The 23,225-nt window shown below is 67.4% G+C and carries 24 protein-coding genes; 11 read left to right on the top strand and 13 right to left on the bottom strand.

Annotation, left to right across the window (positions count from 1 at the left end):
* Positions 1–9: 9 nt before the first annotated feature.
* The 3 genes from ACT9F5_RS02760 to ACT9F5_RS02750 are packed head-to-tail and all read right to left on the bottom strand — an operon-like array spanning position 10 to position 2,706.
* Complete coding sequence (locus ACT9F5_RS02760) at positions 10–987, bottom strand: efflux RND transporter periplasmic adaptor subunit (RefSeq protein WP_445118397.1); 978 nt, start codon at positions 985–987, stop codon at positions 10–12.
* Positions 984–2,264: a TolC family protein gene (locus ACT9F5_RS02755; RefSeq protein ID WP_445118396.1), complete on the bottom strand. Its 1,281-nt coding sequence runs from the start codon at positions 2,262–2,264 to the stop codon at positions 984–986. Before ACT9F5_RS02755 ends, ACT9F5_RS02760 begins: the two co-directional genes overlap by 4 nt.
* Positions 2,265–2,319: 55 nt before the next feature.
* Positions 2,320–2,706 carry a hypothetical protein gene (locus tag ACT9F5_RS02750; protein WP_445118395.1) on the bottom strand — a complete coding sequence of 129 codons (387 nt, stop codon included), beginning with the start codon at positions 2,704–2,706 and terminating at the stop codon, positions 2,320–2,322.
* A gap of 217 nt (positions 2,707–2,923) precedes the next feature.
* Here ACT9F5_RS02750 and ACT9F5_RS02745 point away from each other — a divergent pair, with 217 nt between their 5' ends.
* Both ACT9F5_RS02745 and ACT9F5_RS02740 read left to right on the top strand, forming a co-directional pair.
* Complete coding sequence (locus ACT9F5_RS02745; protein ID WP_445118394.1) at positions 2,924–3,163, top strand: cation transporter; 240 nt, start codon at positions 2,924–2,926, stop codon at positions 3,161–3,163.
* A gap of 124 nt (positions 3,164–3,287) precedes the next feature.
* Positions 3,288–4,841: a FumA C-terminus/TtdB family hydratase beta subunit gene (locus ACT9F5_RS02740; RefSeq protein ID WP_445118393.1), complete on the top strand. Its 1,554-nt coding sequence runs from the start codon at positions 3,288–3,290 to the stop codon at positions 4,839–4,841.
* Positions 4,842–4,929: 88 nt separating this feature from the next.
* Here ACT9F5_RS02740 and ACT9F5_RS02735 read toward each other — a convergent pair whose 3' ends face one another.
* The 6 genes from ACT9F5_RS02735 to ACT9F5_RS02710 form a co-directional block, all read right to left on the bottom strand.
* Entirely contained in the window at positions 4,930–5,886 is a 957-nt protein-coding gene (locus ACT9F5_RS02735) for a patatin-like phospholipase family protein (protein ID WP_445118392.1), read from the bottom strand.
* 70 nt (positions 5,887–5,956) lie between these two features.
* Positions 5,957–7,144, bottom strand: coding sequence for a phospholipase A (locus ACT9F5_RS02730; protein ID WP_445118391.1), 1,188 nt, complete (start codon positions 7,142–7,144; stop codon positions 5,957–5,959).
* Between the two features lie 9 nt (positions 7,145–7,153).
* Entirely contained in the window at positions 7,154–8,419 is a 1,266-nt protein-coding gene (locus ACT9F5_RS02725) for a phospholipase D-like domain-containing protein (RefSeq protein WP_445118390.1), read from the bottom strand.
* A 91-nt stretch (positions 8,420–8,510) separates the two neighbouring features.
* Positions 8,511–8,996 carry a DUF456 family protein gene (locus ACT9F5_RS02720; RefSeq protein WP_445118389.1) on the bottom strand — a complete coding sequence of 162 codons (486 nt, stop codon included), beginning with the start codon at positions 8,994–8,996 and terminating at the stop codon, positions 8,511–8,513.
* 102 nt (positions 8,997–9,098) lie between these two features.
* Positions 9,099–9,584, bottom strand: a complete 486-nt coding sequence (locus ACT9F5_RS02715) for a glycine zipper 2TM domain-containing protein (protein ID WP_445118388.1) — start codon at positions 9,582–9,584, stop codon at positions 9,099–9,101.
* Positions 9,585–9,678: 94 nt separating this feature from the next.
* Positions 9,679–10,125 carry a hypothetical protein gene (locus ACT9F5_RS02710; RefSeq protein WP_445118387.1) on the bottom strand — a complete coding sequence of 149 codons (447 nt, stop codon included), beginning with the start codon at positions 10,123–10,125 and terminating at the stop codon, positions 9,679–9,681.
* A 92-nt stretch (positions 10,126–10,217) separates the two neighbouring features.
* Here ACT9F5_RS02710 and ACT9F5_RS02705 point away from each other — a divergent pair, with 92 nt between their 5' ends.
* On the top strand, positions 10,218–11,045 hold the full coding sequence (locus tag ACT9F5_RS02705; protein WP_445118386.1) for a ThiF family adenylyltransferase: 828 nt from the start codon (positions 10,218–10,220) through the stop codon (positions 11,043–11,045).
* On the opposite strand, the gene ACT9F5_RS02700 is transcribed toward ACT9F5_RS02705, so the two are convergent.
* On the bottom strand, positions 10,957–11,820 hold the full coding sequence (locus ACT9F5_RS02700; protein ID WP_445118385.1) for a TatD family hydrolase: 864 nt from the start codon (positions 11,818–11,820) through the stop codon (positions 10,957–10,959). The two genes, ACT9F5_RS02705 and ACT9F5_RS02700, sit on opposite strands and share 89 nt — an antisense overlap.
* 4 nt (positions 11,821–11,824) lie before the next feature.
* Positions 11,825–12,064 carry a DUF6116 family protein gene (locus ACT9F5_RS02695; protein ID WP_445118384.1) on the bottom strand — a complete coding sequence of 80 codons (240 nt, stop codon included), beginning with the start codon at positions 12,062–12,064 and terminating at the stop codon, positions 11,825–11,827.
* 180 nt (positions 12,065–12,244) lie between these two features.
* Between ACT9F5_RS02695 and ACT9F5_RS02690 the strand changes: the two genes are divergently transcribed.
* Positions 12,245–13,051, top strand: coding sequence for a glycine zipper 2TM domain-containing protein (locus ACT9F5_RS02690; protein WP_445118383.1), 807 nt, complete (start codon positions 12,245–12,247; stop codon positions 13,049–13,051).
* Between the two features lie 67 nt (positions 13,052–13,118).
* Here the strand turns inward: ACT9F5_RS02690 and ACT9F5_RS02685 are convergent, their stop codons facing one another.
* Positions 13,119–14,939, bottom strand: a complete 1,821-nt coding sequence (locus tag ACT9F5_RS02685) for a DUF885 family protein (RefSeq protein WP_445119481.1) — start codon at positions 14,937–14,939, stop codon at positions 13,119–13,121.
* Positions 14,940–15,116: 177 nt separating this feature from the next.
* On the opposite strand from ACT9F5_RS02685, the gene ACT9F5_RS02680 reads away from it, so the two are divergent.
* The 3 genes from ACT9F5_RS02680 to ACT9F5_RS02670 all read left to right on the top strand — a co-directional run bounded on the left by ACT9F5_RS02680 (position 15,117) and on the right by ACT9F5_RS02670 (position 19,258).
* Entirely contained in the window at positions 15,117–16,280 is a 1,164-nt protein-coding gene (locus ACT9F5_RS02680; RefSeq protein ID WP_445118382.1) for an acyl-CoA dehydrogenase family protein, read from the top strand.
* Between the two features lie 34 nt (positions 16,281–16,314).
* A complete protein-coding gene (locus tag ACT9F5_RS02675; RefSeq protein WP_445118381.1) occupies positions 16,315–16,872 on the top strand; it encodes a GNAT family N-acetyltransferase in 558 nt (185 codons plus the stop codon).
* 112 nt (positions 16,873–16,984) lie between these two features.
* Positions 16,985–19,258 carry a thiamine pyrophosphate-dependent enzyme gene (locus ACT9F5_RS02670; protein WP_445118380.1) on the top strand — a complete coding sequence of 758 codons (2,274 nt, stop codon included), beginning with the start codon at positions 16,985–16,987 and terminating at the stop codon, positions 19,256–19,258.
* A gap of 134 nt (positions 19,259–19,392) precedes the next feature.
* On the opposite strand, the gene ygfZ is transcribed toward ACT9F5_RS02670, so the two are convergent.
* The gene (gene ygfZ / locus ACT9F5_RS02665) at positions 19,393–20,280 is read right to left on the bottom strand and encodes a CAF17-like 4Fe-4S cluster assembly/insertion protein YgfZ (RefSeq protein ID WP_445118379.1); all 888 of its coding nucleotides are present in this window, start codon (positions 20,278–20,280) and stop codon (positions 19,393–19,395) included.
* A 20-nt stretch (positions 20,281–20,300) separates the two neighbouring features.
* Between ygfZ and ACT9F5_RS02660 the strand changes: the two genes are divergently transcribed.
* The 4 genes from ACT9F5_RS02660 to sdhA all read left to right on the top strand — a co-directional run bounded on the left by ACT9F5_RS02660 (position 20,301) and on the right by sdhA (position 23,216).
* A complete protein-coding gene (locus ACT9F5_RS02660) occupies positions 20,301–20,510 on the top strand; it encodes a DUF1674 domain-containing protein (protein ID WP_445118378.1) in 210 nt (69 codons plus the stop codon).
* Positions 20,511–20,601: 91 nt separating this feature from the next.
* A complete protein-coding gene (gene sdhC / locus ACT9F5_RS02655; RefSeq protein ID WP_445118377.1) occupies positions 20,602–21,012 on the top strand; it encodes a succinate dehydrogenase, cytochrome b556 subunit in 411 nt (136 codons plus the stop codon).
* Positions 21,009–21,401, top strand: a complete 393-nt coding sequence (gene sdhD / locus ACT9F5_RS02650; protein WP_445118376.1) for a succinate dehydrogenase, hydrophobic membrane anchor protein — start codon at positions 21,009–21,011, stop codon at positions 21,399–21,401. The genes sdhC and sdhD overlap by 4 nt, the downstream gene beginning before the upstream one ends.
* A 6-nt stretch (positions 21,402–21,407) precedes the next feature.
* Positions 21,408–23,216: a succinate dehydrogenase flavoprotein subunit gene (sdhA, locus tag ACT9F5_RS02645; RefSeq protein WP_445118375.1), complete on the top strand. Its 1,809-nt coding sequence runs from the start codon at positions 21,408–21,410 to the stop codon at positions 23,214–23,216.
* Positions 23,217–23,225: the final 9 nt, after the last annotated feature.

Raw genomic sequence — 23,225 nt, 5'->3', positions numbered from 1 at the left:
GGGCCACGCTCAGTGCGCATGCTCGGCCCCTTCCTTCTCGATGTCGGCCTTGATCAGGTAGCTCTCGTCGACCACCACCTGCTCGCCCTTGCGCAGCCCGCCGGTGATCTGCACACGCTGCGCATCACGCGCGCCGAGTTCGACCGGCCGCGCCTGGTAAGTGTCGCCATCGCGCACGAACACGACTTCTTCGCCGTCCATGGTCTGCAGCGCCGACAGCGGCACCATCAGGTCCACCGGCTGCCGAGCGACCGTGATCCGCGCCTTGACCGCCGAGCCCGGCCGCCACAGGTCGTCGGCGTTGTCGATGGTGGCGCGGGCGACGGTGCTCTGGCTGGCGGTCGCGATGCCCGGCAGCACGCGTTCGAGTTCGGTTTCGACCGTCTTGCCGTCGCTCATGCGGGTGATCCGCACCGGCACGCCGGCACCGATGTGCTGGGCATCGGCGCCGAAGATGTGCAGGTCGACCCAAAGCTGCGAGAGGTCGGCGATCTCGAACAGCGGCATGCCCTCGGCCGCCAGACCGCCGACCGACGCGTGGCGCGCGGTCACCACGCCGGAGATCGGCGCGCTGACGGTGTAGTTGCTCAGGCTCTGGTTGCTTTCGATCGTCGCCAGCGGCTGTCCGGCGTGCACGGCGTCGCCGACGTTGGCACGCAGTGCACGGACCGGGCCGGCAAAACGCGCGGCAACTTCAGCCACGCGGCCGTCGATCGGCGTCAGCAGCCCCTGGACTTCGTGCTCGTCGGCGATCACGCCGGAGCCGACCGGAGCGACTTCGATGCCGGAGCGTTCGGCGATTGCGGCCGGGATGCGCGTGTTGGCGGCTTCGCCATGGCCAGCCTCTTCGTGGCCGTGTTCGTCTTGCGCTGCGTGCTCGTCGTGTCCGGCAGCCTCGACGTGGGCGTCGCCGTTGCCGCTCTCACCGCCGCAAGCGGCCAGCGCCAGGGTGAGCGCAAGCGCGCCGATCAGATGGACAGGCTTCACGGGTTGTCTCCTTGTTGGGGCTGCAGCGGGGTTCCGGCGATGAATGGCTGGCCGGTGAGCCGCTGGATTTCGATCAGGGCGCGCTGGGCTTCGAGCGCGGCGCCGAGTTGCTGCTTTCGCGCATCGGTGCGCTCAGCCTGCAGCGTGGCCCATTCCAGATAGCTGGTCGCACCGGCCCGGTACGCCTTCGCGGCGGCGGCTTCGGCTTTCGCCAGTCGCGGCAGCACATCCGCGCCGAGCCGCGTGACTTCCAGTTGCGCGACGCGGTAGCGGCCGTGGGCTTCGGCCAGCGTGGAGTAGAGCGACAGGCCCGCAGCCTCGCGCTCGATCTCCAGCGCGGCCAGTTCGGCGTTCGCGGAACGGATGGCGGGTGCGGCCCGGCCCGCGCTGCCCAGCGGGATCGAGATGCTGCCAATCAAGCCGAAGTCATCGCTGGCTTGCAGCCGGCGCACGCCGAGCTGCCAGTCGAGGTCCGGCGTGGCCTGGCTGCGGGCCAGTTGCAGCCGTGCCTCGCGGATGCGGCGTTCACCGACGAACTGCGCCAGCTCCGGTGTGCGCGACAGCCAATCGGCCAACACCGCGAACTCGGGCACCTCGGGCAGCGCCAGCGGATCGCTGTCCACCACCTCGAACGTGGGGGCACGTTCGCCCCATAACGCCGCCAGGTGCTGGCGGGCCGCCACTGCACGCTGTCGCGCGCGTGCCCGGTCGAGTTCGGCGCGGGCACGCGCGGCCTGCGCGGTGAACACCACCGACTCGGGCGAGGCGCCCGCCTGCAAGCGCTTGCGTGCCTCGGCGACAATGCGTTCGCGCTGGTCGATGTCGCGCTGCGCGATCGCGCCTTGCCGCCGAGCCGCGACGATCGCCACGTAGCGTCGCGCCACCTCGGCCAGCAGATCCAGCCGCTGCGCTTCGCGCTCGACCGCCAGCGTGTCGATCCGGCTTTGCGCGAGCGTCCGCCGCGCATCGAGCTTTCCACCGCGCTCCAGCACCGAGGCCAGGCTCAAGGTGATCTCGGCGCCGTCCAGGCCACTGGCTTCACCGGTGCCGAAAGCGTTCTCGACGCTGGCACCGGCGACCAGCGCCGGACGGAGTGAAGCACGGTCCAGCTCGGCTTGAAGCACTTCTCGACGGTTGCCGAACAGGCGCAGGTCGGGATGAGCCTCGGCGACGCGTTGCACGGCGTCGTCCAGGGTCAAGGGGTCGGCAGCGTGCGCGGGAAAGACCCCGGCACACACGGCGACAACCGCGGCGAGGGCCGCGAATCGAAAACGCATGGGGATTGCTCCGATTGTTCGATGTGACAGGTGCCGGCAACTGCCGGCGGCACGGTCACGCGGCTATCGGAGGCTTGAACGGCGAGGCGAGCCGCACCTGCGGCGGCATCGGTGTTTTCACGATCGCCAGGCGGCCATTCGCGGTTTTCGCGAGGATCGGCTTGAACACCTGCAGCAGGGCAGGGGTTGTACCGCAACAGTGGGCGAACTGCAGCAGCACGTGCAACGTCCTGTCCTCGCCGACGTCCTGCGCGCCAGTGGCTGCCGCATCCGCGTCGACGGCATCGGGCGCGTGGGCATGCGAACCAGCCGGGTCGTGCGCGAACTCGTGCATCTCACCGGCGGCCGCCATCACCGGTTGCAACACCAGGCCCAGCGCGAACATCCCCAGCACGACAACGCGCAGGAGCGGTAACCAGCGATGGGAAAGCAAACGGATCATCGCCGCACAGCGTACCCGCGGCCCGTCGTAATACAAAACTCCCTGACGGTGGCAACGGTTTGACAAACCAGCCTCGCAGGGCGGCTGCAGGCACGATATCGCCGGGCTTTCCGGTAGCAGAGGCCGCTTCAACTGATCTCGATCAAGGCGCGCTTCACCTGACGGCCGGAAGCTGTCTCCACCCCGGCACCGGCCGGGCATCGACAGGAGGCACCCCATGCTGTTTGAAGTGGAAGACATCAGCTGCGACAAGTGCAGCGACAAGATCGAGCAGGCCATCCGCGCCGCCGACCCGACCGCGCAGATCACCGTGAAGACCGACGAGAAGCGCGTGCGCGTGGAAGGGGTGCTGACCGCCGAGCAGGCGATGGCGGCGCTGGCGGCAGCGGGCTATTCGGCATCGGAGGCCGCGCCGCATAGCGGTGAGGGCAGCGAGTGCTGCGGCGGCTGCTCCTGAGTCTGGGAGCCTGACGTGTCGCGGCTGGCCGCACGCCGGCCCGACGCCGTGTTCCCCGGGGCGCAATGCCCCGGGCGGGGCGCCCCGTTAGAATGGCGACCCCACCGCCAAGCCGAAGCCAGCCGTGAGCCACACTGCAAGCCCGTCCGCCGTCCGCCAGTCCGTCACCATCCGGCAGGAGGACCTGATCCAGTCCATCGCCGACGCGCTGCAGTACATCTCGTACTACCACCCGGTCGACTACATCAAGAGCCTCGCTGCCGCCTATGAGCGTGAGGAGTCGGCGGCTGCGAAGGACGCGATCGCGCAGATCCTGATCAATTCGCGGATGTGCGCCGAGGGCCACCGGCCGATCTGCCAGGACACCGGCATCGTCACCGTGTTCCTCGAGATCGGCATGGACGTGCGCTGGGACGACGCGACGATGAGCGTGGAGGACATGGTCCACGAGGGCGTGCGCCGCGCCTACGCGCACCCCGACAACAAGCTGCGCGCCTCGGTGCTGGCCGACCCGGCCGGCAAGCGCATCAACACGAAGGACAACACGCCCGGCGTGGTCAACGTCAAGGTGGTGCCGGGCAACACGGTCGAGGTGATCGTCGCGGCCAAGGGCGGTGGCTCGGAGGCGAAGTCGAAGTTCGCGATGCTCAACCCGTCCGACTCGATCGTCGACTGGGTGCTCAGGACCGTACCGACCATGGGCGCCGGCTGGTGCCCGCCGGGCATGCTCGGCATCGGCATCGGCGGCACCGCCGAGAAGGCGATGCTGCTGGCCAAGGAATCGCTGATGGAGCCGATCGACATCACCGAGCTGCAGGCGCGCGGCGCGGGCAATCGCACCGAAGAGCTGCGGTTGGAGCTTTTCGAGAAGGTCAACGCGCTGGGCATCGGCGCGCAGGGGCTGGGCGGCCTGACCACGGTGCTCGACGTCAAGGTCAAGGATTACCCGACCCACGCCGCCAACCTGCCGGTGGCGCTGATTCCGAATTGCGCGGCCACGCGGCACGCGCACTTCACGTTGGATGGCAGCGGCGCGGTGATGCTCGACCCGCCGTCGCTGGAGGACTGGCCGAAGTTGACCTACAGCCCGCAGAACGCGCGCCGCGTCGATCTGGATTCGATCACGCAGGAAGACGTCGCGTCGTGGAAGCCCGGCGAGACCCTGCTGCTCAACGGCAACCTGCTGACCGGCCGCGACGCCGCGCACAAGCGCATCGTCGGGATGCTGGATGCGGGCGAGGCGTTGCCGGTCGACCTGCGCGGGCGCTTCATCTATTACGTCGGCCCGGTCGACCCGGTGCGCGACGAGGTTGTCGGCCCGGCCGGCCCGACCACGGCCACGCGCATGGACAAGTTCACCGGGCAGGTGCTGGCGCAGACCGGACTGCTGGGCATGGTCGGCAAGGCGGAGCGCGGACCGATCGCGCGCGAGGCGATCCGCGAGCACCAGTCGGCCTACCTGATGGCCGTCGGCGGCGCGGCGTACCTGGTATCGAAGGCGATCAAGGCCGCGCGCGTGGTGGCGTTCGAGGACCTCGGGATGGAGGCGATCTACGAGTTCACCGTGCAGGACATGCCGGTGACGGTGGCGGTGGATAGCACCGGTGCGTCGGTGCACGAGAGCGGGCCAAGGGAGTGGCAGGCGAGGATCGGGAAGATTCCGGTGGTGGTGGCCTGAGAGGCGCCGCGCTTTTTGTAGGAGCGGCTTCAGCCGCGATCGGATGGTTGGTCGCTCGTCCGACTCCCGATCGCGGCTAAAGCCGCTCCTACAATCGCTTCGCCAGGTCCTTCAGCTTCTTGCGGGTGGCGGCGTTTTGCAGGTAATCCGTAGCCAGTTTCTCCAGCGCGGCGATGTTGGTCGCGCTGACATCGTCGAGGTCGTCCAGCCCGGCCAGCAACTCGGCCTGCATGCGGAAGTAGCCGTCGCCGACCAGTTGCCGGGCGATGTAGTCGACCGAGTCGGTGTTGCCGTCGAACAGCACGTCGATGATCGGCACCGCCCATTCCAGCGCGCCCCATTCGCGCGCGGACTGCAGGCTGATGGGGCGGGTGCGCTCGCCGGTGCCGACCGACAGCACCACGAGGTCGCGGCTGTTGTCGACGCGGCGGTCCTTGCGCATCGCCTCCGCGATCGCGCAGGCGGTCGGGTTGTTGGCGACCACGCCACCGTCGATCAGGGCGTGGCCGCGGCCGCTGATCTTCATGGCGTGGGCGGGGAAGTAGGTCGGCGCGGCGCTCGAGGCGCGGCAGACCTCCCACACAGGCAGGTCGCGATGCGCGGCGTTGAAGTTCTTGAACATCACCGGCTTGCGCGAAATGGTGTCGTAGCTGGTGACCAGCGTCGGCATCTGCAACTGGCCGAACGTGGTCTTGCCGAAGACCTTCTTCAGTACCTTCTCCAGCCCCTTGGCGTCGTAGCGGGGCGCGGACGGGCCGGCGCTGAAGAACCGTCCGGCGCGCGACCACAGGCGTTCGGCCATGCCGGGGAATATCTCGTGGCGCTGGGCGCGGTAGAGCTCGCAGATGGTGGCGGGCGACAGGCCGATGCCGAGTCCGCAGGCGACGATGGCGCCGGTCGAACTGCCTGATACCAGGTCGAAGTTCTTCAGCAGGCCGGGCTTGCCGGCCGCGAGCAGGGCGTCCTCGACCCCGCCCAGCCAGATGCAGCTGACCAGCCCGCGGATGCCGCCGCCGTCGAGCGAAAGGATGCGTCGTGCCTGCATGGCCGCGTCTCCGTGCCGGGGGATGTCCCGAGCCTAGCGCGGCCGCGTCGCAGATGCCGGGACGCGCTGCCTAGAACCACTCCAACAGCGACACGCCCAGGCCGATGTAGGTGGCCCGGTGGTCGTAGTCGATCAGGCTCTCGCCGTAGCCGTCGAACACCTGCAGATGGCCGCGCAGGGTACGGGTGAGCGGGAAGCCCCAGTCCAGTTGCACCGCGCCGCGGGAGTCCTCGCCGCCGCGCAGCGAATGCCGCGCCATCAGCGAGAATTCGTGGCCGCCACGGGTGTAGACCAGGGTGGCGTCGCCGCGGCCGATGTAGTTCTCGATGCCGGGGTTCTCGTCCTCGTCGCCATCGGAAATGCGCCACCAGGGGCGCAGCATCAACGCCCAGTTGTCGCGGTCCAGACCGACGTTCACCACCACCCGGTTCCAGCTGCGCGAGAGCGGGTCGGCGCGGCCGTTGGACTGGTGGTTGATGCCCACGCCGAGCATCCGGCCGCGCCAGCCGCCCAGGCTGTAACCGTTGCGGAACACGAGCATGACTTCGGGCTCGTAGTTGGTTTCGCGGAACGGCCGGGAGTTTTCGCTGTTGTAGACCTGCCAGCGCGAGGTCTGGGTGTAGCCCATCCAGATGTCGCCGTTGTCGCCGAACAGGTTCTCCACCGCCTTGGTCTTGAAGCTCAGCTGGAACTTGGCCTCGACATCGCTCAGCGATCCAGTTTGCGGCGGCATGTCGGGGTTGGAGGAGGTGGGCTGTTCGTTGGGGTCGCTGTTCCAGAACGCGGGCAGCAGGTACACCGGCTTGTAGGCGCGGAAGTTGAACGTGCCGAGCTTGGAGTCCTTGGCCAGTTCCCAGCGGCTGTCGAGCAGGCCGCCCTTGCCGGCGTTGGCGATGCTGGCGTTGAGCGAGGCGGCCCCGTGCTCGGAACCGAACAGGTCGCTGACCACGCGACGGGCGCGTTCGCCGGTGGGCAGGGACTTGCGATCCAGCTTCCGGTACTCGGCGACGGCCTGCTTGAACTCGCGGGCATCGGCGGCCTGGGCGTCGGCCTGCTTCGGGCTGGTGCCCTCGCGCTTCATCGCGGCGTCGTAGCAGGCCAGCCGAGCGGCGTCGATTTCGACCGCGGTGCATGCCTCGACGGTCGCGGGCCTGGCTTCCTGGGCATGCGCCGGCGCGACCGCCAGCACCAGCACCAGCGCGGTGGCGACGGGAAGCAGGGGGAGCATGTCGGCGCGGTGGCGTGCAGGTCGTGTCATGCAGTCACCTTACAGCTGCGATTTGATCGGCAACAACACCCGCTCCGCGAGCTTCTCGGTCCACGGCCGGTTGCCCCATGTCTCGTAGGTGTAGCGCTTGGTGGACTCGAGGTCGCGTTCGAACACCGCGGTCATCTGCGCGGCGAACGCATGGTCGTAGATGTTGAGGCTGGCCTCGTCGTTGAGCCGGAACGATCGGATGTCGAAATTGGTCGAGCCGACCGACACCAGTTCCTGGTCGATGATCAGCAACTTGGTATGCATCATCGTCGGCTGGTATTCGTAGATCTCGATGTCGTTGCGCAGCAGCGGGCCCCACGTGGCCTTGGAGGACATCCGCACCGCGTCCGAATCGATGTGCTTGCCCGGCAGCATGACCCGGACCTTGACCCCGCGTTTACGGGCCGCGAGCAAGGCATGCATGATCAACTCGTCGGGCACGAAATAGGCGGCGGCAAGGTCGATGGACTGTTCCGACGCGGCGATCGCCATCAGGTACATCAGGTGCATGCTCTCGCTGCCGCCGGCGGGCGAGGCGATGAACAGGTGCGCGTCCATCTCGCCCACGGGCTGCAGTGGTGGAAAGTATTTCGGGCCGTTGAGGACCTCGCCGGTGGTCTTGATCCAGTTGTCGTTGAACGCGGCCTGGATCTGCGCCACCGCCGGTCCCTCGATGCGGAAGTGCATGTCGCGCCAATGGTCGGGGTCCTGCGCGTCGCCGCTCCAAAGGTCGGCGATGCCGACCCCGCCGGTGAAGCCGATCCGTCCGTCCACCACCAGCAGCTTGCGGTGGGTGCGGTTGTTCATGCGGCCCAGGTTGTACCAGTGCAGCGGACGGTAGCGCTCCAGCTCGACGCCGGCGTCCTCCATCTGGTCCAGCAGTCCCTGGTCCATCTTGATGCTGCCGACCCAGTCGACAGTGACGTGCACGGGGATGCCGGCGCGTGCACGTTCGGACAGGGCCTCGGTGAATTCCTCGCCGATCTCTCCGGACCAGTAGATGTAGGTCTCGAAGGTGATCGAGACCTGGGCGCCGCGGATCGCCTCCAGCATCGCCGGGAAGATCTCGTCGCCGTTGTCGAGGGCGGTGACCTCGTTCCCGGGCAGTACCGATGGCCCCATCATCACCGACATCTCGCGCCGGAATTGCGGGTCGCCGATCGCGTAGTGGTGGGTGACAGTGCGCTCGAGCTTTTTCTCGGGCGTGGCGAAGTTGATCGCGACCACCACCACCACGATGGTGGCAAGGATGGTCCCTACGATGATCCAGGTCATGCGCTTTCGACTCCAGCGTGGCATGGGCGTCCCCCGTTCAGGCCCGATACTGTCGCCGCGACGGCACGACAGCGATGTGAAAACGTGCGGTCTATACGAACCAGGCGAACGCGAACAGCCCCAGCATCGCGAACGCCAGCCCGATCTTCAGGACGGTGCCGAACAGGATCCCCAGCCACGTGCCGAAGCCGACCCGGGCGGCCTTGCGCACCTCGCGGCCATGGATCAGCTCGCCCGCCAGCGCCCCGATGAAGGGACCGGCCAGAAGGCCGATCGGCCCGAAGAACAAGCCCGCGAACGTCCCGACCACCGCACCCACCAGGGCCAGCTTGCTCGCGCCGACGCGCTTGGCGCCCATCGCGGTGGCCAGCAGGTCGATGCCGATCGACAACACGGTCAGCACGCCCAGCAGCAGCAACATCCAACCGCCGACCTGCTCGAAGCCGCCCGCCCAGGCCGCCAGCAGCATGCCGCCGAAAACCAGGGGCAGGCCGGGCAGGGCGGGCAGCACGGTGCCGGCCACGCCGACCAGGATCAGGATGCCGGCAAGTACGTAGTACAGGGTCTGGATGTCCAAGAGGTCAGGTCCGTTGAAGGGTGGTTCGGGCAATCCTATCCCCAATAAAAAACCGGCCCGCGTAAACGGGCCGGTCTTCGGGGTCAGTCAGGTGGCCAGCACTCAGCGGGCGATCACCTGGCCATTGGAGACGCGGACGGCGGAGCCGACCTGCAAGCCGTTGACGTTGTTCATGGTGACCGTGGTGGTCCGACCGTTGTCCATGCGCACCTGCACGTTGTACTTGCGCTGGTTGGCGTTCTGGATCGCGTTGCCGGCAACGGCACCTGCGACCGCGCCCGCGACGGTGGCGGTGTTGCGGCGGCCCTTGCTGTCGTCATCGGCCAACTCGCGGCCAGCGGCTGCGCCGACCAGGCCGCCAAGCACGGCACCGGTCGCGTTGGGCGCGCGGCTCTGGGTGTCGATCGGCTGGATGCTGGTGATCACGCCGCAGTCGTAGCAGCTGGCCGTGGTGTTGCCGTAAGAGTTGCCGGTACCGTAACCGGTGCCAGCCGAGCCGTAACCGCCGGTTGCGCAGCCTGCCAGCGCGAGCATGCCGGCGGCAGTGGAGGCGATTGCAAGCTTGTTGAAGCGGTGGGTGATGTTCATGCGGATCTCCTGTCGGGGCACGGTGGCGTGGTTGCCATGCGCGGAACGCTAGGCGGTGTCCCGTGAACAACCGATCAATCGCGGGCCGATCCGTTCAGCCCCGGAAATCCTGATGGCAGGCCTTGCAGGCCTCTCCAATCTTCTTTGCCGTCGCACCCAGGCCTTCGCAATTGAGTGGCGGTTGCGCCAGCGCGGCATCGAGCGTGGCGCGCATCTGACTGGAGTGCTTGACGAAGCGCTGGTCGTCGCGCAACTCGGGGAAGGCCGGCTCGAGGTCGTTGGCCATCGTGCGCAGCGTCTGCAGGTGCGGCAGGCTGTCGGTCGCGCCGCAGCGGTTCTGTTCGATCCCCGCCTTGATCTGGCCCATGTGCCACGACTGCACGTGCATCACGCTCTCGTGGAAGTGGTCCTTGCGCGCCTCGATCGCGCGCAGGGCCATGACCGTGCAGATGGCGCCGATCACCAGTCCGAGCAGCAGCAGGGCGATGTATTTCGCGCCGTTGCCGTGCGGCTGTGGAGCGTGGGACTGGGGATCGCTCATGGTCGGGTCTCCGTCGAAGTTGGCGGAAACATAGCATGTGGCCGGCGACACGCTGGCGGCCAGAAATGCGGGCCGCGCTTACAATGGACGGCATGGACACAGCCGCCCTTGACCCCATCCTGCAAGCGCGTTTCGCCGGTATCGACCGTCTCTACGGCGCGGGGGCGCTGGCGCGACTGGCCGGGTCGCGGGTTGCGGTGGTCGGCATGGGCGGGGTGGGCTCATGGGTGGTCGAAGCCCTGGCGCGCAGCGGCGTCGGCCACCTGGCGTTGATCGATGCGGACGACATCTGCGTATCCAACAGCAACCGCCAGTTGCCCGCGCACGAAGGCCAGTTCGGCCGGCCCAAGGTCGAGGCGATGGCCGAACGCTGTCGTGCGATCAACCCGCTGGTCGACGTGGTGGCGGTGCCGAGCTTCCTGGTCGCCGGCAACCTCGGTGAACTGCTTGCGCCGGGATACGACCTGGTGCTGGATGCCTGCGACAGCTTCCGCAGCAAGGTCGAACTGATCGCCTGGTGCCGGCGCCGCAAGCAGCCGCTGGTAGTGTGCGGCTCGGCGGGCGGGCGGATCGACCCGACCCTGGTCCGGGTACGCGACTTGTCGCGCACCGAGCACGACGCGATGCTGGCGCTGGTCCGCAAGAAGCTGCGCGGCGAGTTCAACTTTCCCAAGAGTCCGCAGCGCTACTTCGGCGTGCCGGCCGTGTACTCATTGGAAAACGTGCGCTACCCGCAGGCTGACGGCAGCGTTTGCGGCTTGCGCCCGCAGGTGGCGGGCGACGCGGCGCTGAAGCTCGATTGCGGCGGTGGGCTCGGCGCGGCGACGCACATCACGGGGGCATTCGCGTTCGCGATGGCGGGCAAGGCGCTGGAGTTGTTGCTGAAGCCGCGCATGGCGTCCGCGACACCGGAGGTGTGAGGCCGAACAGGCGTTCGGCGTTGGCGGAGGTGGCGGTGGCTACCTCGGACGGCGTGACCCCGCGTAGTTGCGCGATGGTTTCCAGCACCACGGCGAGTCGCGCGGGCTCGTTGCGCTGGCCGCGGATCGCCGCGTCGGGCTGGTCGGGGGCGTCGGTCTCGAGCAGCAGCCATTCCAGCGGCATCGTCGCCGCCAGTTCGCGCAGGCGGCTGGCGCGTTCGTAGGTCACCGGGCCGCCGAGCCCGAGCATGAATCCCTGATCCCACAACTGTTCGGCCTGCTGGCGGCTACCGGAGAAGCTGTGGACCACGCCGCGCAACGGGCCGATCTTGCGGATCGCAGCGGTCACCGCGTCCACCGCACGGCGTGCATGCACGATCACGGGCAGGTCGAACTCGCGGGCGAGTTGCAACTGGCCTTCGAAATAGATCGACTGTGCGGCGGGATCGAGGTCGTCGACGAAATAGTCGAGGCCGCATTCGCCGATCGCTACCGGGCGTTCGCGTTCCAACCATGCGCGCAGCTCGACGAGATGCGCCTCGTGGTGTTCGCCGAGAAACATCGGGTGCAGGCCGTAGGCCGGAAACAGGCCGTCGTGGTCGGCGCAGACATCGCGAAGCTTCGGCCACGACGCAGCGGTGACGGCAGGCACGACCTGTCGACGTACCCCGGCCTCGCGCGCGCGTTCGACCACCTTCAGACGGTCGGCATCGAATTCGCCGGCATCGAGATGGCAATGACTGTCGACCAGCAAGTCGACCGCTCCCGCACCCATCGACTCAGCGCCGCGGCTTGGTGCGGCCTGCTTCACCCTCGATCGGCTCGCGATCCGACCCCTTGCGGTCCTTGAGGTTGGCCAGCAGCAGGGTGCCCAGGCCCAACAGGATCTCGTCGACGAACGGGATCATGTCGGGCACGAACACATTGACCACGAACACCAGCGCGGTGACCTTGAACAGGGTGGGGTAGCGCAACTTGCGCGCCCAGCCGAGCAGCGGGAGCAACATCGGGTTGGCCATGGGCGGTCCTCGGTAAATGCGATGCCGATTGGGCATTAGTGATACGCCAATCACGCTAACACGGTGTGTTTGTTTACTCGGGCGACAGTGTTCGTTAAAAAATTGGCAACCCGTTCAGGTTGGCGGTGGTGCAATGCAGCCAACCGAAAAACCGGGCATTTCCCGCCGAGGAGGCTACCCATGAACAAGAACATGATTGCTGTTGCATTGGCGTCGCTGGTCGTTGGCGGCGTGGCTGTAGCCGCGTACCAGGGCTTCCAGAACGATCCACAGGAAAACGCGCCCGGTACCAACCCGGAGCTCGCTGCCGGCCTTGATGGTGACTTCGCCGCCGACGGCAGCATCGGTGGTGTCGAATTCGCCGACGTGGTCGGGGTCGAGCCGGTCAAGGAGGAGCAGGAGCTCTTCGCCACCGTGATCGGTACCGACCCGGTGCGCGAGACCAGCACCACCTCCACGCCGCGCCAGGTCTGCGAGGACGTGGTCGTGCAGGATCGTGCCCCCGAGCGCGATGGCAACGTCGGCGGCACCGTCGTTGGTGCCATCATCGGTGGCGCGCTGGGTAACCAGGTCGGCGGTGGCAACGGCAAGAAGGCCGCGACCGTGGCCGGTGCGGTGGCCGGTGGCTACGTCGGCAACCGGGTCGACCGCAACCACGTGGGTGGCCAGGTCACCCAGCGGGTCGAGACCAACTGCCGCACCGTATCTGACACGTCGCAGTCGTCCACGGTGGTGGGCTACGACGTGACCTATCGCAACCCGGACGGCACCACGGGCAGCATGCGTACCGGCAGCAAGCCGGGTGAGCGCATCTCGCTGGGCACCGAGGACCAGGTCGTCGGTTACGACGTGACCTACAGCTACAAGGGCCAGGAGCAGACCGTGCGTCTCGACGAGCGCCCGACCGGCGATCGCCTGCCGGTGATCGACGGCGAGGTGGTCACGCAGACCGCTTCGGCCGACGTTGACGCGACTACCAAGGGCTGAACCATCAGTTGATGTATCACGAGGGGCGGGTCTGATCCCGCCCCTTTTTTTGTCTGTTGTCGCGACGTCAGCCGGCGGTGGCCGTGGCGTCTTTTGTCGCCTGCGCAGCCGTCGCCTCCGAGTCGGCGATGAAAGCCCGCACCTGCGTCTCCAACACTGGAAGCGGCACCGAGCCGAGCGCCAGCACCATGTCGTGGAAGGCCTTGATGTCGAAGTCGGCGCCCAGTGCCTGTTCCGCCTCGCCACGCAGGCGAACGATCGCGAGTTCACCGAGCTTGTAGCTCAGCGCCTGCGCCGGCCACGAGATGTAGCGGTCGACCTCGGTGGTGACCTCGTGCTCGCTCAACGCGGTGTTGTCGCGCAGATAGGCCAGCGCCTGCTCGCGGGTCCAGCCCTTGGCGTGGACGCCGGTGTCGATCACCAGCCGGCAGGCGCGCCACATCTCGTAGGTCAGGCGGCCGAATTGCTGGTACGGCGTCTCGTAGATGCCCATCTCCTCGCCGAGCTTCTCCACATACAGGCCCCAGCCTTCGCCGAACGCGGAAATATAGGTGTTGCGGCGGAAGTCGGGCAGCGTGTCCTGCTCCTCGGCAAGCGCGCCCTGCAATGCGTGGCCCGGCGAAGCCTCGTGCAGGGTCAACGCCGGCAGGTTGTAGAGCGGACGCGACGGCAGGTCGTAGGTGTTGAGCCAGTAGGTGTTGCTGCCGCCGCGGCCGGCGGTCCAGAACGGCGCGATCGCCGGCGGCACCGGGACAATGGTGAAGCGCGCGCGGGGCAGGGTGCCGATGTAGTCGCCGACCACCGCGTCGACGCGCTTGGCGATCCATGCGGCGTGGTTGAGCAACTCCTGCGGCGTCTTGGCGTAGAACTGCGGGTCGGTGCGCAGGAAGTGCAGGAACTCGGGGAAGCTGCCTTCGAAACCGGTCTGCTCGATCACGTCGTCCATCTCGGCGCGGATGCGCGCGACCTCGTCCAGGCCGATCTGGTGGATCTCGTCGGGGCCGAGGTCGAGGGTGGTGTATTCGTGGATCTGCTGGCGGTACCAGGCCTCGCCGTCGGGCATCTCGGAAGCGCCCAGCGTAGTGCGCGCCTGCGGCACGTACTCCTCGCGGAAGAAGGTCAGCAGCTGCTGGTGGGCGGGGATGACGTGGTCGGCGATCGCGTTGCGGGCGTCGGTTTGCAACTGTTCCCTCACATCGGCGGGGATCGTCGTCGGAAGGTTCTTGAACGGTTCGTACAACTCCGAGGCGGTCGGGTCATCGAGTTCGGCCACCATCGCGATCGAGACATCGCGGCCGTCGAGTACCGCGCGCGGCACGCTGAAGCCGCGCGCCAGGCCGGCCCGCATGTTGGCGATCTGCTCATCGAAATAGCGCGGCACGTCGGCCAGGCGGTCGATGTAGGCGCGGTACTCCTCGGCCGACTCGAAGTCGCCGCGCGCCATGAACGACAGGTTCGACCAGAACGAGGAGTCCGAATTGAACGGCATCTCGTAGCTGCGGAAGCGGACCTCGGCAGCGAGGTTCTCCAGCTGCGGGCGGTACACCGCGAGGTGGATGCGGTTTTCCGGCGACAGCTTGGCCGGGTCGATCGCGTCGAGTTTGGTGAGCACGCTCTCCCACATCGCCAGCCGCGCGGCCTGGCTTTCGGCGTCGACCGCGGGCAGGTGGTGCAGCGGTGGTGCGTCGCTGTCCTCGTCGGCCATGCCCAACTGCTGCTCGCGCCAGGCCCATTCGCGCTCGTGGATGGCCTGGAAGCGGCGGTCGGTTTCGGAGAGGGTGGCCTCGGCGGCATCGGTTCCGGCGGTCGTGGCGGATGGCGTGGCCTGCCCGGAGGCGGCGACCGGTGCGGCGGCCAGGGCGAGGTGGGCGGCGATCAGGACGGACAGGACGGTCTTCACGGGCATCTCCACGGATGGAATTGCCGCATCTTCGCATCCCTGCCGCACGGGGCTCGTGCCGGAGTTGGTGGTTTCCATCGCCCCGGCTGTGCATGTCCCGCGTGGCGGGTGCCTTCGCGTCGACGACCGCCTTACAATGATCGTTTTCCCACGTTCGAGTCGACCATGGCCCTGCACCCCTACGATCTGTACGACGTCCGCTCCCTGCTCAGCGAAGAGGAGCGCGCGGTGCAGGACACGGTGGCGCGGTTCACCGATGAGCGCGTGCTGCCGATCATCGGCGACGCCTTCGACCAGGGCCGGTTCCCCAAGGAACTGGTGCCGGAGATCGCCGAGCTCGGCCTGCTCGGTTCCACCCTGCCGGAGGAGTACGGCGGTGGTGGGCTCAACGCGGTGTCCTACGGCCTGATCTGCCAGGAGCTGGAGCGCGGCGACAGTGGCATCCGCAGCTTCGTCAGCGTGCAGTCTTCGCTGTGCATGTACCCGATCTTCGCCTACGGCTCGGAGGAGCAGAAGAAGCGCTGGCTGCCCGACATGGCCGCCGGCAAGGTCATCGGCTGCTTCGGCCTGACCGAGGCGCACGGCGGTTCCGACCCGGCCAACATGAAGACCAACGCCAGGAAGGACGGCGGCGACTGGATCCTCAACGGCTCCAAGATGTGGATCACCAACGGCAACCTGGCCGACATCGCAATTGTCTGGGCACAGACCGACGAGGGCATCCAGGGCTTCGTGGTCGAGAAGGGCATGGCGGGTTTCGCCGCGCAGGAGATCAAGCACAAGATGTCGCTGCGCGCGTCGGTGACCTCGTCGCTGTTCTTCGACAACGTGCGCGTGCCCGAGGCCAACCGCCTGCCGAACGTCAAGGGCCTCAAGGGTCCACTCGGCTGCCTGACCCAGGCTCGCTACGGCATCACCTGGGGCCCGATCGGTGCGGCGATCGCCTGCCTGGACGAGGCGTTGAACTATTCGAAGGAACGCATCCTGTTCGACCGCCCGGTGGCGGCGACGCAATCGGCCCAGCTGAAGCTGGCCGACATGGCGCGCCGGATCACGATGGCGCAGTTGCTGGTCGTGCAGTTGGGTCGCCTGAAGGATGCCGGCAACATGGCGCCGACCCAGGTCTCGCTGGCCAAGTGGAACAACTGCCGGATGGCGATCGACATCGCCCGCCAGTGCCGCGACCTGCTCGGCGGCGCCGGCATCACCACCGAGCACGTCGCCATCCGCCACGCGCTGAACCTCGAGTCGGTGATCACCTACGAGGGCACGGAGACCGTGCACCAGCTCGTGGTGGGTCGTGAACTGACCGGGATCAACGCGTTCTAGAGCCGCCCCACCCAATCCCCAGGAACTTTCGCCCATGACCGTCGCGCCCCAACTCGGCCCTACGCTCGAAACCGAACGCCTGATCCTGCGCCCCCAGCAGCGCCAGGATTTCGATGGCTTCGCCGAACTGGTGGGCGACGAAGAGGCGGCGCGCTACATCGGTGGCCAGACGCCGCGTTCCGCCGCGTGGCGCAGGTTCCTGCAGATGCCGGGGGCCTGGGTGGTCCAGGGATTCGCGATGTTCTCGGTGATCGAGAAGGCCAGCGGCGAGTGGATTGGCCAGGCCGGTCCGTGGCAGCCCGAGGGTTGGCCCGGAACAGAGGTGGGCTGGTCGTTCAAGCGCTCGTCGTGGGGCCGCGGTTACGCGATGGAGGCGGCGACGGCGGCGATCGACTGGGCGTTCGACCATTTGCAATGGTCCGAGGTGATCCACTCGATCGATCCGGACAATCGCGCTTCGCAGGCGTTGGCCGAGCGGCTGGGTTCGACCAATCGTGGGCCGGGCCGGTTGCCGGCGCCGTTCGAAGACCATCCGGTGGAAATATGGGGGCAGACCCGCGAGCAGTGGGTCGCCCGCCGTTCCTTCCGTTAACCCCGCTCCGTCTTCCCGTAGGAGCGGCTTCAGCCGCGATCGGATGTCCGGTCGCCCCATCGATTTTCAGATCGCGGCTGAAGCCGCTCCTACAACAAGACAGCAACTGACCATGTCGATACTCCCCAACCGCATTCCGGCACGCATGAAAGGCCTCAACCGCGCCGAGATCTGCGACGTCAACTTCAGCGAATTCGTGCGGGACTGGGATGGCGAGGTCGACGCGGCTCCCGCGCCGCACGAACCGATCCTCGACGGCAGCGCGCTCGACGCGCAGGGTTTCAGCGAGCTGTTCGAGTCGCAGCTGATCAGCCGCCACCTCGACCTGATGGCGCGCGTGCTGCGGGTCCAGAACAAGGTCTTCTACACGATCGGCAGCTCCGGCCACGAAGGCAACGCGATGGTCGCGCGCGCGACCCGCCACACCGACCCCGCGTTCCTGCACTACCGCAGCGGCGGTTTCATGGCCGAGCGCTTCCGCAAGCTGCCGGGCATGGACCCGGTGATGGACTCGGCGTTGAGCTTCGCCGCCAGCAGCGAGGATCCGATCTCCGGCGGCCGCCACAAGGTCTGGGGCAGCAAGCCGTTGTGGGTGCTGCCGCAGACCTCGACGATCGCCTCGCACCTGCCCAAGGCGCTCGGCACCGCGATCGCGATCGAGACCGGCCGCCGCATCGGCTACGACCTGCCGATCCCCGACGACAGCATCGCGATCTGCTCGTTCGGCGATGCGTCGAGCAACCATGCCACCGCGCAGACCGCGTTCAACGCCGCCGCCTGGACCGCCTACCAGAAGCTGCCCGCGCCGGTGCTGTTCGTCTGCGAGGACAACGGCATCGGCATCTCGGTCAAGACACCGAACGGCTGGATCGAGCGCAATTTCTCGCAGCGTCCGGACCTCGACTATTTCTACGCCGACGGCCTCGACCTGGCCAGCGGCTACGCCGACGTGCAGCGTGCGGTCGAGCATTGCCGCAGGACCCGTCGCCCGACCTTTCTGCACCTGCGCACGACCCGGATCATGGGCCATGCCGGCACCGACTTCGAGATCGAGTGGCGTTCGATCGAGGAGTTGTGCGCGGTCGAGGCCAGTGACCCGTTGCTGCGTTCGGCGGCGATCGCACTGCAGTCGGGCCTGATGTCGAAGGACGAGGTGCTCGCGCTGTACGAGTCCACTCGCAAGCGTTGCTTCGCCGCTGCCGAAGAGGCCGACAGCCGGCCCAAGCTCGATCGGCTCGACGACGTCATCGCGCCGCTGGCGCCGTACACCCCGGCGGCGGTCAAGAAAGAGGCCGAGCGCGCCGACTACGCACAGCGCCGGCTGAAAGTATTCGGTGGCGAAGACAAGCTGCCCGAGCAGCAGGCGCCGCGCCACCTGGCGATCCAGATCAACAACGCCCTGCACGACACCTTCGCCAAGTACCCGGAAACATTGTTGTTCGGCGAGGATGTGGCGCAGAAGGGCGGCGTCTACACCGTCACCCGAGGCCTGCAGAAGGCGTTCGGCCCGCGCCGTGTGTTCAACACGTTGCTCGACGAAACCATGATCCTGGGCATGGCGCAGGGTTTCGCCAACGTTGGCCTGCTGCCGATCCCGGAGATCCAGTACCTCGCGTACTTCCACAACGCCGGCGACCAGCTGCGTGGCGAAGCGGCGTCGCTGCAGTTCTTCAGCAACGACCAGTACCGCAACCCGATGGTCGTGCGCATCGCCGGCCTGGGCTACCAGCGTGGCTTCGGTGGCCACTTCCACAACGACAACTCGATCACCGCGCTGCGCGACATCCCCGGGCTGGTCGTCGGCTGCCCGTCGCGCGGCGACGATGCGGTGACGATGCTGCGCACGCTGACCGCACTGGCGAAGGTCGATGGCCGGGTCGCGGTGTTCCTGGAACCGATCGCGCTGTACATGACCAAGGATCTGCACGAGGCCGGCGACGGCGGCTGGCTGACCGGCTTCCCCGCACCGGGCGAGGCGATGTCGCTGGGCGAGGGGCGCGTGTATGACGCGGACAACGACGACCTGGTGATCTTCACCTACGGCAACGGCGTGCCGATGAGCCTGCGCGCTGCGCGCCAGATCGAGCAGAAGCACGGCTGGAAGGCGAGGGTGGTCGACCTGCGCTGGCTGGTGCCACTCAACGAGGACTTCATCGTCGAGCAGGCGCGCAATGCCAAGCGAATCATCATCGTCGACGAGGGTCGTCGCAGCGCCGGCGTCGGCGAGGGCGTGATCACCGCGATCATCGAGGGCGGTTACGGCAAGCGGCCATTCCAGCGCGTGGTCGGCGTCGATACCTACACACCGCTGGCCGGCGCCGCGTTCCTGGTGATTCCCGGCGAGGAAGACATCGTCACCGCTGCGGATCGGCTGGCGGCCAGCTAGCTTCCAAGCGGCTGTCCGACTGGATTTTCTTCTTTTCGTAGGAGCGGCTTCAGCCGCGATCGGAAGTCGGTGCGGGCGAACGACTCCAGATCGCGGCTGAAGCCGCTCCTACAGGGGTAGGGGCGTCGCCGTTGTCAGCGGGCCAGGCCTTCCTTGATGGGAATGACACGCACGGCCCGTGCGTCGATCGACAACTCCGCCTCGTCGCGCCCGAGTGGCAACACCGCCAGTGCGAGGTGCCGGCTGTCGGCATCGGCGCTGGCGACCACGCTGCCGAGTGCGCGATCGCCGCCATGCACTTCCGCTTCGGGGAGCATCGGCGCATCCCCCTCCAGCAACACCAGCCCACGCTTCGCCTTGCCGAGGAAGTGGGTGCGCGCGACGATTTCCTGGCCCGGGTAGCAGCCTTTCTTGACGCTGAAGGCGCGTAGCCTTTCCAGCGACAGTTGTTGCGGGGTCCAATGCTCGATCTGCGAGGCCGGCAGGCGGGGCAGGCCATGCTCGAGGTCGAACAGTTGCCATCGCGCCTCGAATCCTCGGTCCCGCGCGCTGCGGGTAGCCACGACTGGGCCATGCTTAACGACCCGCAAGCAGCGTGGGCCACCCTCGGCGCCCATGTCGAGTTCCGTGCCGCCGTTTCCGTCATCGGAAAACGCGTTGCCGCTCGCCGCTTCCGGCGCCTCGAACGCTCCCGTCACCTGCAGGTCGTCGCGCACCTCGATGGTCACCTTGCTGCGGAACAGGAACCGCCTCAATCCTTCGGCCAGCGCAAACGCATCGGCATCGGGCACCAGCAGCCAGACGCGCTGTTCCGACCATTTCAGCAAAGCAAACAACGCGACCACGCGGCCCTTTGGCGTCAGCCAGCCGCTCCACTGCCACTGGCCGGGTTGCAAGCCGTTGAGATCGTTCATGAATTGGGCTTGCGCGAATGCCGCGGCATCGCGTCCGTCCATCGCGATCACTTGCTGTCCGGGCAACGGGAACACCGGGTTGGCCGGTGCTGGCGACTTGTCATGCATGGGGGCGGGAATTAAGCTTCATGGCTGTGATGATAGGCCAAACGACCCTCGATCCAGGTTCCACGACGCCCACCGATGCGGGTGCGGCGACGACAACCGGGCGGTCCGGCGAAAGCGCTGAAACAGCAACCGCGGATACGCCGGTCGCCGAGGAGTTCGGCGGGCGGGACGGTCCCGATCCCACCCGTTTCGGTGACTGGGAGAAGAATGGTCGTTGCATCGATTTCTGACCCGACTATCCCGCCCGACATCCTGCCGACACCAATTTCCAGATCCACTCCTGCCACGCGGCCCCGGCCGCCCCGCCGAGACAGCCAGCGCATGGCGAACAGCGAACGCCCCCGGTCCCCGCGACCACTCTCACCCCACCTGCAGGTCTACAGCTGGCAGGTGCAAATGGTGACCTCGATCCTGCATCGCGGCACCGGGATCGTCCTCGTACTCGGCAGCCTGTTGCTTGCCTGCGGACTGATGTCGCTGGCGGCGGGGCCGGAGCAGTGGTCCAGTTTCAGCGGTTTCGCGCGTTCGCCGCTGGGGTTCTTGGTCCTGTTCGGCTGGAGCTGGTCGCTTGCGTTCCATCTGGTCAACGGTATCCGCCACTTGCTGCAGGACGCGGGGCTGGGTTTCTCCATTGACAGCTTCGTCCGCAACAGCTGGATTTCGGTGTTTGGCAGCCTGGTGCTGACCGCGCTGGTGTGGGTCGTGGCGATGACGCAGTGGGGTGGCGCATGAAGGTCAACGACAACCTCCGCACGCCGCTCAAGCGCGCCCGTGGACTGGGCTCGGCCAAGGACGGAACCGGTCACTTCATCAATCAGCGCATCACCGCGATCGCGCTGGTGCCCCTGACGCTCTACGTGGTCGGGCTGGTGGTCTGGCTGATCGGTGCCGACTACGCCACCGTGCGCGTGACCGTCGCGCAACCGTGGAACGCGATCCTGCTGGTGGCGTTCCTGGTCGCCTCGTTCTGGCACGCCAAGCTCGGCATGCAGGTGATTGTCGAGGACTACGTCCACACGCCATGGCTTGCGGCTGTCTCGCAACTCGCCGTCATTTTCGTTTGCGCTCTCGCCGGACTCGCCAGCGTGCTCGCCGTCATCCGTATTTCGCTGGGAGCCTGATCGACAATGGCCGCTGCATCCAAGAATCCTGATTACAAGATCACCGAGCACGTGTTCGACATGCTGGTGGTCGGTGCCGGTGGCGCCGGCCTGCGCGCCACCTTCGGCCTGGCCCAGAAGGGGCTCAAGACGGCCTGCATCACCAAGGTGTTCCCGACCCGTTCGCACACCGTGGCCGCGCAGGGTGGCGTCGCCGCTGCGCTCGGCAACATGGGCGAGGACGACTGGCGCTACCACTACTACGACACCATCAAGGGCTCGGACTGGCTGGGCGACCAGGACGCGATCGAGTACATGTGCCGCGAGGCGATCCCGGCGATCATCGAGCTTGAGCACCAGGGCGTGCCGTTCTCGCGTACCGACGACGGCCGCATCTACCAGCGCCCGTTCGGCGGCATGACGACCAAGTACGGCGAAGGCCCGGCCGCGCAGCGTACCTGCGCCGCGGCCGACCGCACCGGCCACGCGATCCTGCACACGCTGTACCAGCAGTCGCTGGCGCACGACGCGCAGTTCTTCATCGAGTACTTCGCACTCGATCTGATCATGGACGCCGACGGCACCTGCCGCGGCGTGCTCGCGCTGGACCTGGCCGAGGGCACGCTGCACCTGTTCCGCGCGCAGGGCACGGTGCTGGCGACCGGCGGCTACGGCCGTGCATATTTCTCCGCGACCTCCGCGCATACCTGCACCGGCGACGGTGGCGGCATGGCGCTGCGCGCCGGCATCGCGCTGCAGGACATGGAGTTCGTGCAGTTCCACCCGACCGGCATCTACGGCGCCGGCTGCCTGATCACCGAAGGCGTGCGCGGCGAAGGCGGCATCCTGCGCAACGCCCAGGGCGAGCGCTTCATGGAGCGCTACGCACCGTCGGCCAAGGACCTCGCCTCGCGCGACGTGGTCAGCCGCGCGATGACGATGGAGATCCGCGAAGGCCGCGGCGTCGGCGAGCACAAGGACCACATGCTGCTCGACCTGACCCACCTCGGTCCCGAGGTCATCCACGAGAAGCTGCCGGGCATCGCCGAGTCGGCCCGCATCTTCGCCAACGTCGATGTCGAGAAAGAACCGATCCCGGTGATCCCGACCGTCCACTACAACATGGGCGGCATCCCGACCAACTACCACGGCGAAGTGGTGCAGTTGAAGAACGGCAATCCCGACGAAGTGGTGCCGGGCCTGTACGCGATCGGCGAGGCCGCCTGCGTGTCGGTGCACGGCGCCAACCGGCTGGGCTCCAACTCGCTGCTCGACCTGGTGGTGTTCGGTCGCGCGGTCGCCAACCGTTGCGCCGAGACGATCGTGTCCGACGCACCACAGCCCGACCTGCCGGTCGATGCCTGCGACGCCGCGCTGGAGCGCCTCGACAAGTTGCGCAACGCCAATGGCAGCACGCCGACCGCGGTCATCCGCGACAAGATGCAGCGCGCGATGCAGGCCGATGCCGCGGTGTTCCGCACCCAGGACACGCTGGAAGAGGGCGTCGCGAAGATCCGCGAGATCCACGCCTCGTTCGCCGACGTCAAGGTCAGCGACCGCTCGCTGATCTGGAACACCGACCTGGTCGAGACCTACGAATTGCGCAACCTGCTGGACCAGGCGCTGGCGACGATCGTCTGCGCCGAGAACCGCAAGGAATCGCGCGGCGCACACGCCCGCGACGACTTCCCGGACCGCGACGACGCCAACTGGCACAAGCACAGCCTGTGCTGGGTCGACGAGGCCGGCAACACCCGCATCGACTACCGCCCGGTGCACATGTACACGTTGAGCAAGGATGTCGACGTGGTGCCGCCGAAGAAGCGCGTGTATTGACCCTGTAGG

Source organism: Lysobacter sp. F6437 (assembly GCF_052547215.1).
Note: the sequence above shows the minus strand (reverse complement) of the source record. Positions and strands in the feature narration are given on the sequence as shown.